At 57.4% G+C, this 13076-nt stretch carries 11 protein-coding genes and 1 tRNA gene; 1 reads left to right on the forward strand and 11 read right to left on the reverse strand.

Annotated elements, in window-relative coordinates; genetic code table 11:
- Positions 1-9 precede the first annotated feature (9 nt).
- From ACR0C5_RS04360 to pyrH, 11 genes are all read right to left on the reverse strand, one after another.
- Positions 10-396 (reverse strand): GtrA family protein, encoded by a 387-nt coding sequence (locus ACR0C5_RS04360; protein WP_170769552.1) that lies wholly within the window; start codon positions 394-396, stop codon positions 10-12.
- Complete coding sequence (locus ACR0C5_RS04365) at positions 393-1352, reverse strand: glycosyltransferase family 2 protein (RefSeq protein WP_480874831.1); 960 nt, start codon at positions 1350-1352, stop codon at positions 393-395. The genes ACR0C5_RS04360 and ACR0C5_RS04365 overlap by 4 nt, the downstream gene beginning before the upstream one ends.
- 383 nt (positions 1353-1735) lie before the next feature.
- Positions 1736-1825, reverse strand: a tRNA-Ser gene (locus tag ACR0C5_RS04370).
- A gap of 89 nt (positions 1826-1914) precedes the next feature.
- A complete protein-coding gene (locus tag ACR0C5_RS04375; protein WP_480874833.1) occupies positions 1915-4332 on the reverse strand; it encodes a DUF3772 domain-containing protein in 2418 nt (805 codons plus the stop codon).
- On the reverse strand, positions 4332-5366 hold the full coding sequence (locus ACR0C5_RS04380) for a cysteine synthase A (protein WP_170788575.1): 1035 nt from the start codon (positions 5364-5366) through the stop codon (positions 4332-4334). The genes ACR0C5_RS04375 and ACR0C5_RS04380 overlap by 1 nt, the downstream gene beginning before the upstream one ends.
- Before the next feature lie 69 nt (positions 5367-5435).
- Positions 5436-6551, reverse strand: a complete 1116-nt coding sequence (locus tag ACR0C5_RS04385; RefSeq protein ID WP_480874836.1) for an NUDIX domain-containing protein — start codon at positions 6549-6551, stop codon at positions 5436-5438.
- 27 nt (positions 6552-6578) lie between these two features.
- The gene (locus ACR0C5_RS04390; RefSeq protein WP_170769547.1) at positions 6579-7019 is read right to left on the reverse strand and encodes a TrgA family protein; all 441 of its coding nucleotides are present in this window, start codon (positions 7017-7019) and stop codon (positions 6579-6581) included.
- 16 nt (positions 7020-7035) lie between these two features.
- Positions 7036-8244: an SAM-dependent methyltransferase gene (locus tag ACR0C5_RS04395; RefSeq protein WP_170769546.1), complete on the reverse strand. Its 1209-nt coding sequence runs from the start codon at positions 8242-8244 to the stop codon at positions 7036-7038.
- Between the two features lie 69 nt (positions 8245-8313).
- The gene (locus ACR0C5_RS04400) at positions 8314-9735 is read right to left on the reverse strand and encodes a cryptochrome/photolyase family protein (protein WP_480874840.1); all 1422 of its coding nucleotides are present in this window, start codon (positions 9733-9735) and stop codon (positions 8314-8316) included.
- Positions 9736-9783: 48 nt separating this feature from the next.
- Positions 9784-11010: an aminotransferase class V-fold PLP-dependent enzyme gene (locus tag ACR0C5_RS04405; RefSeq protein ID WP_480874843.1), complete on the reverse strand. Its 1227-nt coding sequence runs from the start codon at positions 11008-11010 to the stop codon at positions 9784-9786.
- 228 nt (positions 11011-11238) lie between these two features.
- Entirely contained in the window at positions 11239-11982 is a 744-nt protein-coding gene (pyrH, locus tag ACR0C5_RS04410; RefSeq protein ID WP_170769543.1) for a UMP kinase, read from the reverse strand.
- Between the two features lie 95 nt (positions 11983-12077).
- Here pyrH and miaA point away from each other — a divergent pair, with 95 nt between their 5' ends.
- Positions 12078-12971 carry a tRNA (adenosine(37)-N6)-dimethylallyltransferase MiaA gene (miaA, locus tag ACR0C5_RS04415; protein ID WP_480874846.1) on the forward strand — a complete coding sequence of 298 codons (894 nt, stop codon included), beginning with the start codon at positions 12078-12080 and terminating at the stop codon, positions 12969-12971.
- Positions 12972-13076: the final 105 nt, after the last annotated feature.

Below are 13076 nucleotides of genomic sequence, written 5' to 3' on the forward strand. Positions count from 1 at the left end.
GCTACTCTTTCAAAGTGACTTTTCTTCGCGGTAGACCCAAAGCCGCAGGATCACAAAATTTATGACAGGCAGGACGATGACTACTAGTCCGGCGGTGACCGGTTGAGACAGTCCAAACCGAGGCCCCAAAACACCTGTAATGGTTGATGAAACGACAAGTCCGATGCCGATCATGCACAAGAACCGACCAAACTGAGCCGGCGCCATGACGGGCTTGCCGAAGGTCCAGACAGACTGACCTATATACTGGATCAAGATCGCGGTTCCAAAAGCCAGCGCATTGGCAATCCAAGGTGAGCCGACAAGCCGCAACAGCCCCAGATAGGTCAGGAAATAGTAGACAGCCACGCCTGTACCAACGACCGCAAAGCGGAATATGCGACGTGTATCGGTCATGCCTGCTTTGATACGTCCTTAACCGAGACATCCGTGGATTGCCCGACATGTTCATCGACAAAATACAACGGGCGGCCCTTGGCCTCGACATAAAGGCGACCAAGATACTCGCCGATGATGCCGAGCGTCAGCAGTTGAATGCCCGAGAAGAAGCTGATCACCAGAACGGTCGAGGCCCAACCAGCCACAGTGTTATAAAGGATTAGGGACCAGAACACATAAACGGCCATCAAGGCCGCAATGATCAGGGTCAGAAAGGCAAGGCGAGTGGCGATTTGCAGGGGCTTAATCGAAAAGCTGGACAGAGCGTCAAAGGCCAGCCTAATCATTTTGGACATCGGATATTTAGTCTCACCGGTCACGCGGGGGTCGCGGATGTATTCAATGCCAATCTGGCGAAACCCGACCCAGGCAAACATGCCGCGAATGAACCGAGATCGCTCGGGCATGTTCAAAACCGCATCCAGCGCGCGGCGACTGACCAGCCGGAAATCGCCCGTATCATTCGGGATCGGAACATCGGACAGGCGATTCAGTAAGCGGTAAAACCCGTGCGCGGTCATCTTCTTGAACCAGCTTTCGCCCTTGCGCTCACTACGCCGACCATAGACCACATCATACCCACGATCCATCATCGCCATCATATCCGACAGCAATTCCGGCGGATCCTGCAAGTCCGCGTCCAGCATGAAAATCCGCTCGCCTTTGGCTGCCATCAGACCTGCGGTCAGTGCTACCTGATGTCCGCGATTGGTCGACAACTTCAAGCCGCGCACACATGAATGTCGATCCGCCTGTGCGCAAATGCCGTCCCAGGTCTTGTCCGTTGAGCCGTCATCAACCAGCACGATCTCAACCTCCGAGGCCCAGGCCCTGGTCGCAGCGATCAGACGGTCCACCAACATGGGAAGAGAGTCCTCTTCGTTCATGCAAGGGACAACAACAGACAATAACATCTAACCTCCGCAGGCAAATTGCCCTACTCGTTTTATGCACATCCCAACCCCGCCATGCGAGGCCGGTCAACTCCTAGTTTTCGGGTCCTTACCCTTGATATCTCAAGCCGAAACGACCGCTAATGCAAACACGTCAGATTTCAGCCTGTAGTTACCGATCTGTCACATTGCCGTTTCGGACTACACAACGATGTCCCGATGCCCGACTGATATGGCAGTATTGCGCCCAACTTGCGACAAAAGCGGTTATTTATCTGAAGCGGTCAAACTATGCGACGTTCAGACAACAAACCAGCAGGCACGCGACCTAAGGTCCAAGGAGAAATTCGCCTCGGGCCAAAACAGTCTGGGGGTAAATCTGAGGTTCGAGAATTGAGGGATTGTGGCGGAGAGACAGGGATTCGAACCCTGGAGACGGTTTCCCGCCTACACACTTTCCAGGCGTGCGCCTTCGACCACTCGGCCACCTCTCCGTGCGGGCGATATTTGGACTATCGCTTGGGGATTTGCAAGGCCCGATTAGAGCGTTTTTTTCGCTTTGCGGAAAGGGTCGCGAAACCCGTCAAGGCTCGTCCCCGTCCCCGCCTGACAGGTCAACCTCGGTCATCTCGATCGGCGTGGATGCGGGCGCAGACGCCTGTGCCGCGCTGTCCTGGGCGGGATCCGCCACACGCAAGGTTTCGGGATTGCGCAGCCAGACGTCGCGTTGGGCAAACGGGATTTCGATACCTTCTTCGATAAACCGGCGGTTGATTTCATGGTTCATGTCCGACTTCACGGACAGCATCCAGTTGACGTCTCGAAGGATAGCCCGGATTTCAAAATCCAGCGAGTCTGCGCCAAACCCCTGAAACACCACATTGGGGGCCGGATTAGCCAAAACCATGGGATGCGCATTGGCAATCTCGCCCAGGATCGACTCGACCCGGCGGGTATCGGTGCCATAAGCGACCCCGACCGGCACGATCACTCGCCCGACCGTGTTGCCGCGCGTATAGTTCGTCACCACACCGCTGATCAGGTCCGAGTTCGGCACAATCACATCGGATCGGTCGAACGTCTCGATCCGTGTCGAACGGACCGAGATATCGCGCACATAGCCCATCATCCCGTTAACATCGATCCAGTCGCCTTTCGAGATCGGACGCTCGACAAGCAGGATGATACCCGAGACAAAGTTAGACACGATGGTCTGCAAGCCAAAGCCGATACCGACCGACAGCGCACCAGCAACAATCGCCAGCGAGGACAAGTCGAACCCAGCCACCATAATGGCGCAGAGCGCCGCCAGGAAAATTCCGACATAGCCTGTCCCGGCGACAATCGCGTTCTGGCCACCGGGGTCAATCTTGGTCTTGGGCAGCAGGGAACTGCGTAGCCCCCCTTGCAGCATTCGGGTCAGGCCAAAGCCCATCAGGAAGACGATCAGGAAGGTTAAGAAATTCTTCGGTGAAATCGTCACGCCACCGATGTCAAAACCCAGCAGGATGCGGGACCAGACCTCGAGTAAGTCGGTTTCGCGCGCGCCCCAGTAGATCGCCAGAACTGGCAACGCAAAGATCGCCATCGCGAACCCGATCAAGACCGCAAAAAGCGAATCTTTCGCCGCCTCGCCCTGCCCCGAAATCCAGCCATAAACGGCCGTCAGGAAACGTTGGAAGATGACCAGTGCCCCAATCAGGACCAGTGATTTGACCGCAGGATAGACAATCGCTTCGGCGGCATTCGTATAGCCGATGACAGCCAGAATTGGGCTGGCTATACCCAACAGGAACAATGCCCGGCGGAGAAACTCGATCAACTGGGTCAAACCCGTACCCCGAGCCAGCGACCCATCATCAGCATCCAGCGGGGCTTCGGTGCTTCGGATCTGTCGCACGCGTAACAGGACCAGTGCGGTCACAATGGTGACGGGGAACCCGACAACAGCGCGCGTCGCATCCGAGATATTCTCGATCTGCTCGAATAGGTCGACCAGATCGTGCAGGATCAAAAGCACGGCCAGAACGTCCAGATAGACCCGCAACTCAGCCACGCGCTTGGCGGTCAAACGTTTAAACCCCTGTGCTTCTTGCAGCACATAGACTTGCCGCCCGATCCAGTCGAAATAGAAAATGATCGCAGCCCAATATGGCACGTTTTGCAGCAGCAATGTGCCGCGAAAGCCGGGAAGTCCGGACATGACAATGGCCTTGACGACCAGCCAGACCCCCAGCCAGGGTAAAAGAATGCGCAGCAGCGATGTCAGAAAGGTCCACACCCCACTGCCCTGCCCGCCGAACTGCCGCATGTAGTTTCCGGCCACCTCGGACCAGTGCTTGCCGAAGAACAGCAAAACCCCGGCAACTGCCACCAGAAGGGCGATACCCAGCCCCTGATCGCGCAGATTTTCATGCACGACATCCGTGCCAAAGTTTCGACGCGCCTCGTTAAAGAGGCTTTGACCTGCTTCGCGAAGATCGGTCCATGCCGGCCCCCAATACACGGGATTGACCGGCGACGGTCCCCGCTCCAACAGCTCTTTGGTCTGCCGGGTCCGCAAGAGCTGGTCGATTTCGGTGATCAGGCCATTGGCGCGGCTGAACGCCTCTTCCGAAATGATCTGCGGGACCTGAAGCGTATTCAGCTGTTCTTCCAAATGGGCCCGCAGAGCGGCAATGTCTTCGGGCTCGGTCGCGTCACCTTCGGGTTTGGGACCCAGCGCCTTGATTTGCGCATCAAGCGTCTGGATACGCTCGGTATTCGCGCCGCGTGCTTGGTTGAAGTCATCGCGGTACGTATGAATTTCCGCACGCAGATTCTCGAGCGCTGCGTTCGAGGCGCGATCCGCTTCGATCACGGTCTCGGCTCGGTCCGCTGTTTTGACCCAGCCCTGATAATACTCGCTCTGTCTGTCCGAAAGCTGCGCGACCGCTGGGCCACACAGAACCGCTATACAAACCGAGACAAGCGCCAGGAACAGGCGGACCTGTCGCAACATCACACGTCCTCGAACACGCCGGGAATGCTGCGTGGGGCTTCGGTCATCCAATCGGGTACCGGCAGTTCTTTTTCGCGCAGGAATTCCGGGTTGAACAGTTTGGACTGATAGCGTGTGCCGTAGTCGCACAAGATCGTCACGATCGTATGGCCCGGCCCAAGGTCCTTGGCCAGACGCACTGCACCTGCCATGTTGATCGCGGTCGAACCGCCCATAACCAGTCCTTCTTCGCGCAGCAGATCGAAGATGAGTGGCAGCGCCTCATTGTCGGTCATCTGATAGGCGTAATCGGGCTTGAACCCCTCGAGGTTCTTGGTGATGCGCACCTGACCGATGCCTTCGGCGATCGAGCTGCCCTCCATCGCGATCTCACCGGTGGTGTAGTAGGAATAAAGCCCCGCACCCATCGGATCGACGAGGCCAATTTTAACGCCCTTTGGCTGCAATGCATCAGCGACGCCAGCCAGCGTTCCGCCGGAACCCACGGCGCAGACAAAGCCATCGACTTTTCCGCCGGTCTGTTCCCAGATCTCAGGCCCGGTGGTTTCCACATGCGCCTGACGGTTGGCCACGTTGTCAAACTGATTGGCCCAGATGGCGCCATTGGGTTCGGTCTGCGCCAGTTCCTCGGCCAGACGGCGCGAGTAATGCACGAAGTTGTTGGGGTTGCGATAGGGCGCGGCAGGCACCTGCACCAGTTGCGCACCGGCCAGACGCAGCATGTCCTTTTTCTCTTCGGACTGGGTTTCCGGGATCACGATTACAGTCTTGAACCCCATCGAGGCCCCGACCAGCGCCAGACCGATCCCGGTGTTCCCGGCGGTGCCTTCGACGATCGTGCCACCAGGTTTCAATTCACCCCGCGCGATGGCGTCCCGAATGATATAGAGCGCGGCGCGGTCTTTGACCGACTGGCCGGGGTTCATGAACTCGGCCTTCCCCAGAATTTCGCACCCGGTTTCCTCGCTGATGCGCTTCAATCGGATAAGTGGTGTTTTTCCGACTGCGTCGGCAAGGTCTTTCGCAATGCGCATGGCGCCCTCATTTCATTACGGATCAAGGCAGATTTACAGTTGCCGCGCGCCAACCACAAGCGGCGATCCTCAGGCGCGCAAACGGTTTCGGTGCCGCGCAAGCCAATGGGCCAGCGCCAGCAAAGGCAAATCTTTGAACCCATGCGCATCGACACGATCCATGAAATCGACAAATGGCAGGATTTGGCTTCGGATATCTTCTCCTTCCGAGGCCAACCCACCGCCTTGAACTGTCAGTTCCAGATCCGCCAGACCCACGTAAAGGTGAATGTATTCGGTCGATGACCCGCTCGAGGAATAGGCCCCTCCCGCATATTCCAGCGACTGCAAGACCACGCCCGCTTCCTCTTGCGCTTCGCGGCGGGCGGCGTGTTCGGGCGTTTCACCCGGGTCGATCATCCCTGCGACGGGTTCCCACATCCAGGGCTCGGGATCGTCGATAATGAAAACCGGCGGGCGAAATTGTTCAACCAGCAAGACCACATCGCGCGCCGGGTCATAGGGCAGAACCACAACAGCGCTGCCTTGCATCAGGCTGCTACGTTGTAGAACCGGCCCCATCGTGCCGTCATGTTGCCTGTGTTGCAACGCGACCTCTTCCATTCCGAAGTAGTTCACATGAGCATACCGGTGGTTATGCAAGACCACATCCTTGGTAACATCACGCAGGTCCCCTGTCCCGCGCTGACGCGCGGCGATTTTTGCCCATGCCCGTGTTCGAAGTGCCGGAAAGCTTCTGGCCAGCGTGGCCGCGTCGATCTTGCCGAAATAGCCCATCACCTCATGCGCGGCGGTTACGGAAATATCGCCCCAACGATCTACCCAATCTCGCAATTCCCAACGCTCTGTCGGGGTCCAGAGACCCGGATCGGGGAAGTACACATCCGCCTGCACGCTGGCCCCTCCCACTGTCTCAACCCGAAGTGGGCGCAGTTCGTAGTCAAATCCACCCTCATAAAAATTGAGCCGCTCAAGGTCGTTCTGAGACAGATTCTGAACCAGCAATCCTTCCGCATACGCGCCATTTTCTGACAGGATCATCGGAAACGCCTGATCTTTGACCCCATAAACCGCGTGGTCGCGCAGTCTGGCCTCGGACAGTTTCATTTCAGATGCGGGGCGATCCAGCACAAGCTCGAGCAAAGGCAGGTGTTGCAGCGTGCCGTAGAAAAACAGTTCAGTCACGGATCAAATCTCGTATTCGGTCGAGAATTACCGCCAGCGACGGCTGGCTTCTTCTGTGGCAAGACCCGCGACCAACGCACCGATCGCCAACGTCCACAGTATTTCTGGGGCCAGCAACTGCTGCCCAAATTCGACACTGATCTGAAAAATGGCCAGCAAAGCCTCGAACGGGCCATCATAGCGGTGACGCATGGCCAGCCGGATCATTTCGTTGCAGCCCTGAACAAACAGGCCCCAGAACACCAGAGCCGCCATCCCGGTCAGGCCGTTGTTCACACCGGCTGTCCACCCGCGGCCCGCACGTTTGCCCATGACTTTCCAGCCACAGATGACCCCAAGCAACATGTTGACATAGGTGAACCAGCCGTAATCCTTCCCCTCTTCGCCGTTCTCGATCACCATGCTGGAGACGAGAAAAGCCACAACCAATAAGCAGGTTGCAGCGACAAGACGAGACGCGGTGGGCATTGTAAGGGTCCGTTGTTTAACTCGGTTTTGCTATTGTGATCTGTGTCACATCGCAATTACCCGTGTCAAAGGCCGCGCCACATGCGGTCAAATAATAATTCCACATGCGGCGAAAACGCTCATCAAAACCCATCTGAGCGATATCGTCCCATTTATCGTTGAACGTGTCATACCAACGTCGCAGTGTCAGATCGTAACTTTTGCCAAATTCCCTTGATTTGACCACGGTCAAACCCGCTTGAGTCACCTGATCCTTTAGCACGGACGGCGCGGGCAGCATCCCACCCGGGAAGATATATTTTTGAATGAAATCAACACCATTGCGGTAGACGTCCCAGCGATGGTCGGCGACAGTGATGATCTGCAACGTGGCCTGCGCGCCTGGTTTGAGCCTTTCGCGGACGGTTTCAAAATAAATCGGCCAGTATTTCTCACCCACTGCTTCGAACATCTCGATCGAGGCGATGCCATCATACTGCCCACGCTCGTCCCGGTAGTCCTGCAACTTGAATTCAACAAGATCAGAAAGACCAGCTTTCTCAATACGTTCTTGCGCAAACTTCAACTGCTCTTGGCTGATGGTCAGCCCTGTGACCCGCAAGCCACGCTCTTTCGCGGCATATTCAGCGAAGCCACCCCAGCCACATCCGATTTCAAGGATATGATCGCCGGGTTTTGCGCCCATCTCGTCGACAAGGCTGGCATATTTTGCCGTCTGCGCCTTCTCCAGACTTTCCTGTCCGGTTTCGAACAAAGCGCTGGAATAAGTCATCGTATCGTCCAGCCATGCGGAGTAAAAATCATTACCCAAATCATAGTGATACGAGATGTTCTTTTTGGCCTGCTTGCGGCTGTTTCCGTTTAGCCAGAACCGCAAACGCTCATAAGCCTGCACCAGAAACTTGCCGGTGAAATCGTCGTAAACCGTTTCGGTGCCCAGATGCACCAGGTCCATAAAAGAGCGCAGGTCTGGCGTGCTCCAGTCACCTTCCAGATAGGCGTCCGAGAACCCAAGCTCACCTTCACGCACTAGTCGGGCAAAAACGTCGGGGTTATGGATATCTACCTGCGCGATTGGTCCGGGCTTGGCCCCTTCGGTGCGAAACACGCGGCCATCAGGCAGCACAATGTCCAGGCGACCGGACTCCATCTTTCGCAACATCTTCGTCACTTGCGTGAAGTATCGTGGCAGGTTTTCTTGCCCATCTGTCGTTGTCAGGATCATCCGCTCTCCCCTATGCGGTTGTTGGCGTAGGCTAGGCCGAGTTTGTGTTTCTGGCAAGTTTTCAGTTCCTTACTGGTTCTTGTAGTGTTCATAGGCCGCCAGCGCGCGCCTGCGCCCGTCGGCCAATTCGACAACGGGTTGAGGGTAGCCGTCATCTGGGGCCAGCCCCCAAGCGCGCGGGATGGCCTCAAAATAGGCAAGCGCGGTGTCGGGCGGATTGGCTTGTCCTTCAGCGATCCACCGCCGGACATATTCGCCGTCTGGGTCAAACTTTTCTTGCTGCGTGACCGGGTTGAACACTCTAAAGAACGGAGACGCATCCGGCCCCGATCCGGCCACCCACTGCCAGCCCATCGCATTGGCGGCGATGTCCCAGTCAATCAGGCAATCCTCGAACCACCGCATCCCGATTTTCCAATGTGTCATCAGATGCTTGGTCAGATAGCTTGCCACGATCATACGCGCGCGGTTGTGCATCCGTCCCGTCACATACATCTCACGCAGACCGGCATCCACCACTGGTATACCTGTTCGGGCCCGCGTCCAGGCCAGAACCTCGGGTTGGTCAGTGCGCGTTTGCCATGGAAACTGATCCCATTCGGGCTTCCAGTTCTGATATGTGATATGCGGCCAGTGAAACATCAGGTGATGGGCGAACTCGCGCCAGACAAGCTGACGCAGATAGGCATCCGAGCCCGACACCCCGTTCAGGGCAGCATTCTGTACCGCGTGCCAAATACGCCGAGGGCTGATCTCCCCCAGCGACAGGTATTCCGACAGGGTTGAGGTCCCCTCGGACGCCAGCAGGTCGCGGTTTCGGGAATAGTCAGGCAGACGATTCAAGAACCCTTGCAATACGGCCAGTGCCGCAGTTTCGCCCGGCTGCACGAAGCGAGTCACGACCTGCGCGCCCCGGTTCATCGCTGCACTCAAACGCCATGAGGACAGATCTTCGGACTCGGGCCAGTGCACCGGAGGCGTCAATCGAGTCGGCGCGGCCAACGGTTGTGGAACCGCCCGACCCTGAACAGCCCGCCACATTGGAGTAAACACGCGAAACGGCTGACCCGTTTTGGTGGCCACGTTCCAAGGCTCGAACAACAAAGGGCCAGGGAAGGATTTGGCTTCAACCCCTTGGTCTTTAAGGGCAGATTTTAGCTGGGTATCGCGCGAAATGGCATCCAGGTCATAGGCGCGCGACCAATAGACGGCCGAAGCCCCAGTTTCGGCGACAACGTCTTGCAATACTTGCAACGCGATGCCCTTGCGCAGGATCAGACGGCTTCCGGCCTTGCCGAGGGCGCTCTGAAAAGCCTCAATCCCCAGACCCAGCCGCCATTTCGGCGCAGCGCCCAATTTGTCCGTCAGATCATCACAGATGAACAGCGGGATGACGGGCCGACCGGTGGCGGCGGCCGCGCTTAGCGCTGGGTGATCTGACAGGCGCAAGTCCCGCCGGAACCACATGATGATCGCAGATTGCTGTTCCATAACCGCCCAGATGTTTTTCCCATTTTACGGGAGTGGACGGGAACTGGATCACAAAACGGCGTCAAGTGCATTCAATAATTGATCAATTTCCTGTTGCGATGTGTAGTGCGTAAAGCTGACCCGCAACACGCCCTGCGCCGGATCGACCCCCATCGCCTGCAACGGACGCCCGGCGTAGAAATCGCCTCCACCCGCCATAATCCCGTGTGTGGCCAATTCACCCGCCACCTCTTCCGCATTTCGGTTCAACGCCAAAGCAACCGTGGGTGCGCGCTTTTCTGCATCAGCGGTGCCAATCAAGCGCACAGCATTGCGGTTTGACACCGCATCCAGCAACGGCTGCAGCAATGACACCTCGTGCCCACGCATCAGATCATGCACGAACGCTCCACGCTGAGTGTCGGACCCGTCGGGACCACCGTGATGAACGCTGAGTGCGGCGATATAATCCGCCATGCCAGCACTGGCCGCGATCTGCGCATGATCGGGTCCGGCAGGCGTGAACCGCTTATACAGCACATCGCCGTTGAAAAAATGCGCCTGGTTGGGCAGCGTCTGCCCCAATTTTCGCCGGACCACCATACATCCTTGATGCGGACCATAAGTTTTATAGGCTGAAAACAGATAGATATCCGCCCCCAGCTCATCCACATTCGGAAGGCCGTGCGGCGCGTAGGACACCCCATCAACACAGACAAACGCACCCGCTGCATGCGCAATAGCGGTGATCTCGGCCACCGGATTGATCTCACCAACTACGTTCGAGCAATGGGGGAAACAGACCAGACGCACCTTGTCGTCCAGCAGGTTTGCCAGATCCTGCGGGTCAAGCGAGCCGGTCTCGGGGTCGATTTGCCACTCCCTGACCTCAATCCCATCCTCGGCCAAGCGCCGCCACGGGCCGGAATTGGCCTCATGGTCCTGATTGGTGACGATGATCGCTTCACCCGGCTGCATCCACTGCCGAAATGCCTGCGCCATGACATAAGTGTTCTGCGTGGTCGAAGGGCCAAAGCTTAACTCATCGGTGTCGACGCCCAGAATAGCCGCCAAGCGCCGACGCGCCTCGTCCATCTCGGCGCCCGCTAGACGACTGGCCTCATAGGGCGCATAGGGTTGTACTTTGCGTTCGGTATAGTAGCGAAACAGCCGGTCCAGCACGGGCTTGCATGTGTAAGACCCACCGGCGTTTTCGAAAAAGGCCTGGCCTTGCAGAGATGGTTCGGAAAAGGCGGGAAACTGCGCGCGGACAAAGTCTATATCCAAAGTGCTCATGGCACGGAACTCCTTGATCATGCAGGTCAATCTTTTAAGGGACCGGGCATGATTCCGGCCTCTTCGGACATCATGGCAGGTCTTCCAGCCGAGCCGCCGCAGCCGCGACGACAGCCCCAGCACAGGCAAGGACGCGGCCAAACTGCCCAGACCGACCAATCCCGTCAAGCGCCCGAACAAAAAAAGCCGGGCGCGATGGCCCGGCTTTTGTCACATATGGGTGAAGGCTTAGCCCTGAACCTTGGTATAAGTCCCTTCACCGGCAAGGATTCCCCGGAAGCCGCCTGGTTCGTCCAGACCAAACACGATGAGCGGCAGGTTGTTGTCTCGCGCCAACGCAATGGCCGAGGCGTCCATAACCCGCAACCGTTTTGCCAGCACGTCATCGTAGGTGACTGTGTCATAGCGCACCGCGTCCGCATGTTCTTTGGGGTCTTTGTCATAGACACCGTCCACGCCGTTCTTCCCCATGAATATCGCCTCGCAAGCCATTTCATTTGCTCGCAAAGTAGCCGCAGTGTCGGTGGTGAAATAAGGGTTCCCGGTCCCCGCTGCAAAGATGCAGACCCGCTTTTTCTCAAGGTGCCGTACAGCACGGCGACGGATATAAGGTTCGCACACCTCATCCATGCGAATAGCCGAGATCACACGGGTGAACACCCCGATCTCTTCCAACGCGGATTGCATCCCCAGCGCATTCATCACCGTGGCCAGCATCCCCATATAGTCCGCCGTCGTCCGCTCCATCCCCTGCGCCGAGCCGCTGAGACCCCGGAAAATATTGCCGCCGCCGATCACCATGCAGATCTCAACACCCAGATCATGCACCGATTTGACCTCTTGCGCGATGCGCTGGACGGTCGGCGGATGTAGGCCAAACCCTTGGTCGCCCATCAGCGCCTCGCCAGAGATCTTCAGCATCACGCGACTGTATTTGGTTTTCGGGGTATCGATGTCTGGGGAAAGGGTCATGTTGCGCTCCGGGCTGGCACGGGTTTAATTCCGGCGCAAAATGAAGCAAAACCGCGACAGGTTCAATGCGGATCATGAGGAACAAGTCAGCCCCGATGGCCAAAACAGATACATCGCCAGTTTGGGACCGCCTGCCCCCTATCCCAGACGATAAACCCGTACTGATTGCGGGGCCGACAGCGTCAGGTAAATCCGAACTTGCACTTCGGATCGCCGATGAATTTGGCGGCATCATCGTCAATGCAGATGCCAGTCAGGTGTATGACTGCTGGCAGGTGATCTCGGCCCGCCCCTCGACTGAGGATGAGGCCCGCGCACCGCATCTGCTCTATGGTCATGTCGCGTATGATCAGGATTATTCGACCGGCCATTGGCTGCGCGAGGTCACACCCTTGCTGACCGGCCCACAACGCCCGATTATTGTTGGGGGCACGGGGCTGTATTTCTCGGCCTTGACCGAGGGCATGGCTGAAATACCCGCTACTCCGCCAGAAATACGTGCCGAGGGCGACCAGCTTGACCTGCAAACGTTGAGCAAGGGTGTGGATGCCGAAACTCTGGCCCGGTTGGACCGGCAAAACCGCGCCCGCGTCCAGCGCGCTTGGGAAGTGCAGCGCGCCACCGGACGCAGCCTGCGGGACTGGCAAGCTGATACTCCGCCGCCTATTCTGAGCCCGGACGACACGGTGCCGATCGTATTTGACGTGGACAAACAATGGCTTCTGGATAGGATCAATCGCCGTTTCGATCTCATGCTAGATACAGGCGCTTTGAATGAAGTCGAGGCGATGCGATCCCTCTACGACCCCTCTCTTCCCGCCTTCAAGGCCATCGGTGTCCCCGAGCTTATGTCATATCTTGACGGCCAGCTTTCCCTGGATGCCGCCCGAGATCGCGCCACGATCTCGACCCGCCAGTTCGCCAAACGACAACGCACCTGGTTTCGAGCACGGATGAAAAACTGGATTCACGTTGATTTCTCAAAGTGATACTAGCGCAACTTGCCACCGCGATAGACGGCAAGAATTACGCGCCATCGATGATCCGAATCCCTTGTGTTAATGGGAACCCGCCAGGCATCTTGAGCCAGGACA

It is taken from the genome of Ruegeria sp. N8, from assembly GCF_056531325.1.

What these genes read in the sequence shown, in the direction of transcription:
- ACR0C5_RS04395 (WP_170769546.1), bottom strand. Translation starts at nt 8,244, where the DNA reads ATGATCCTGACAACGACAGATGGGCAAGAAAACCTGCCACGATACTTC.
- ACR0C5_RS04360 (WP_170769552.1), bottom strand. Translation starts at nt 396, where the DNA reads ATGACCGATACACGTCGCATATTCCGCTTTGCGGTCGTTGGTACAGGC.
- ACR0C5_RS04380 (WP_170788575.1), bottom strand. Translation starts at nt 5,366, where the DNA reads ATGCGCATTGCGAAAGACCTTGCCGACGCAGTCGGAAAAACACCACTT.
- ACR0C5_RS04365 (WP_480874831.1), bottom strand. Translation starts at nt 1,352, where the DNA reads ATGTTATTGTCTGTTGTTGTCCCTTGCATGAACGAAGAGGACTCTCTT.
- ACR0C5_RS04390 (WP_170769547.1), bottom strand. Translation starts at nt 7,019, where the DNA reads ATGCCCACCGCGTCTCGTCTTGTCGCTGCAACCTGCTTATTGGTTGTG.
- pyrH (WP_170769543.1), bottom strand. Translation starts at nt 11,982, where the DNA reads ATGACCCTTTCCCCAGACATCGATACCCCGAAAACCAAATACAGTCGC.
- ACR0C5_RS04400 (WP_480874840.1), bottom strand. Translation starts at nt 9,735, where the DNA reads ATGGAACAGCAATCTGCGATCATCATGTGGTTCCGGCGGGACTTGCGC.
- ACR0C5_RS04405 (WP_480874843.1), bottom strand. Translation starts at nt 11,010, where the DNA reads ATGAGCACTTTGGATATAGACTTTGTCCGCGCGCAGTTTCCCGCCTTT.
- ACR0C5_RS04375 (WP_480874833.1), bottom strand. Translation starts at nt 4,332, where the DNA reads ATGTTGCGACAGGTCCGCCTGTTCCTGGCGCTTGTCTCGGTTTGTATA.
- miaA (WP_480874846.1), top strand. Translation starts at nt 12,078, where the DNA reads ATGGCCAAAACAGATACATCGCCAGTTTGGGACCGCCTGCCCCCTATC.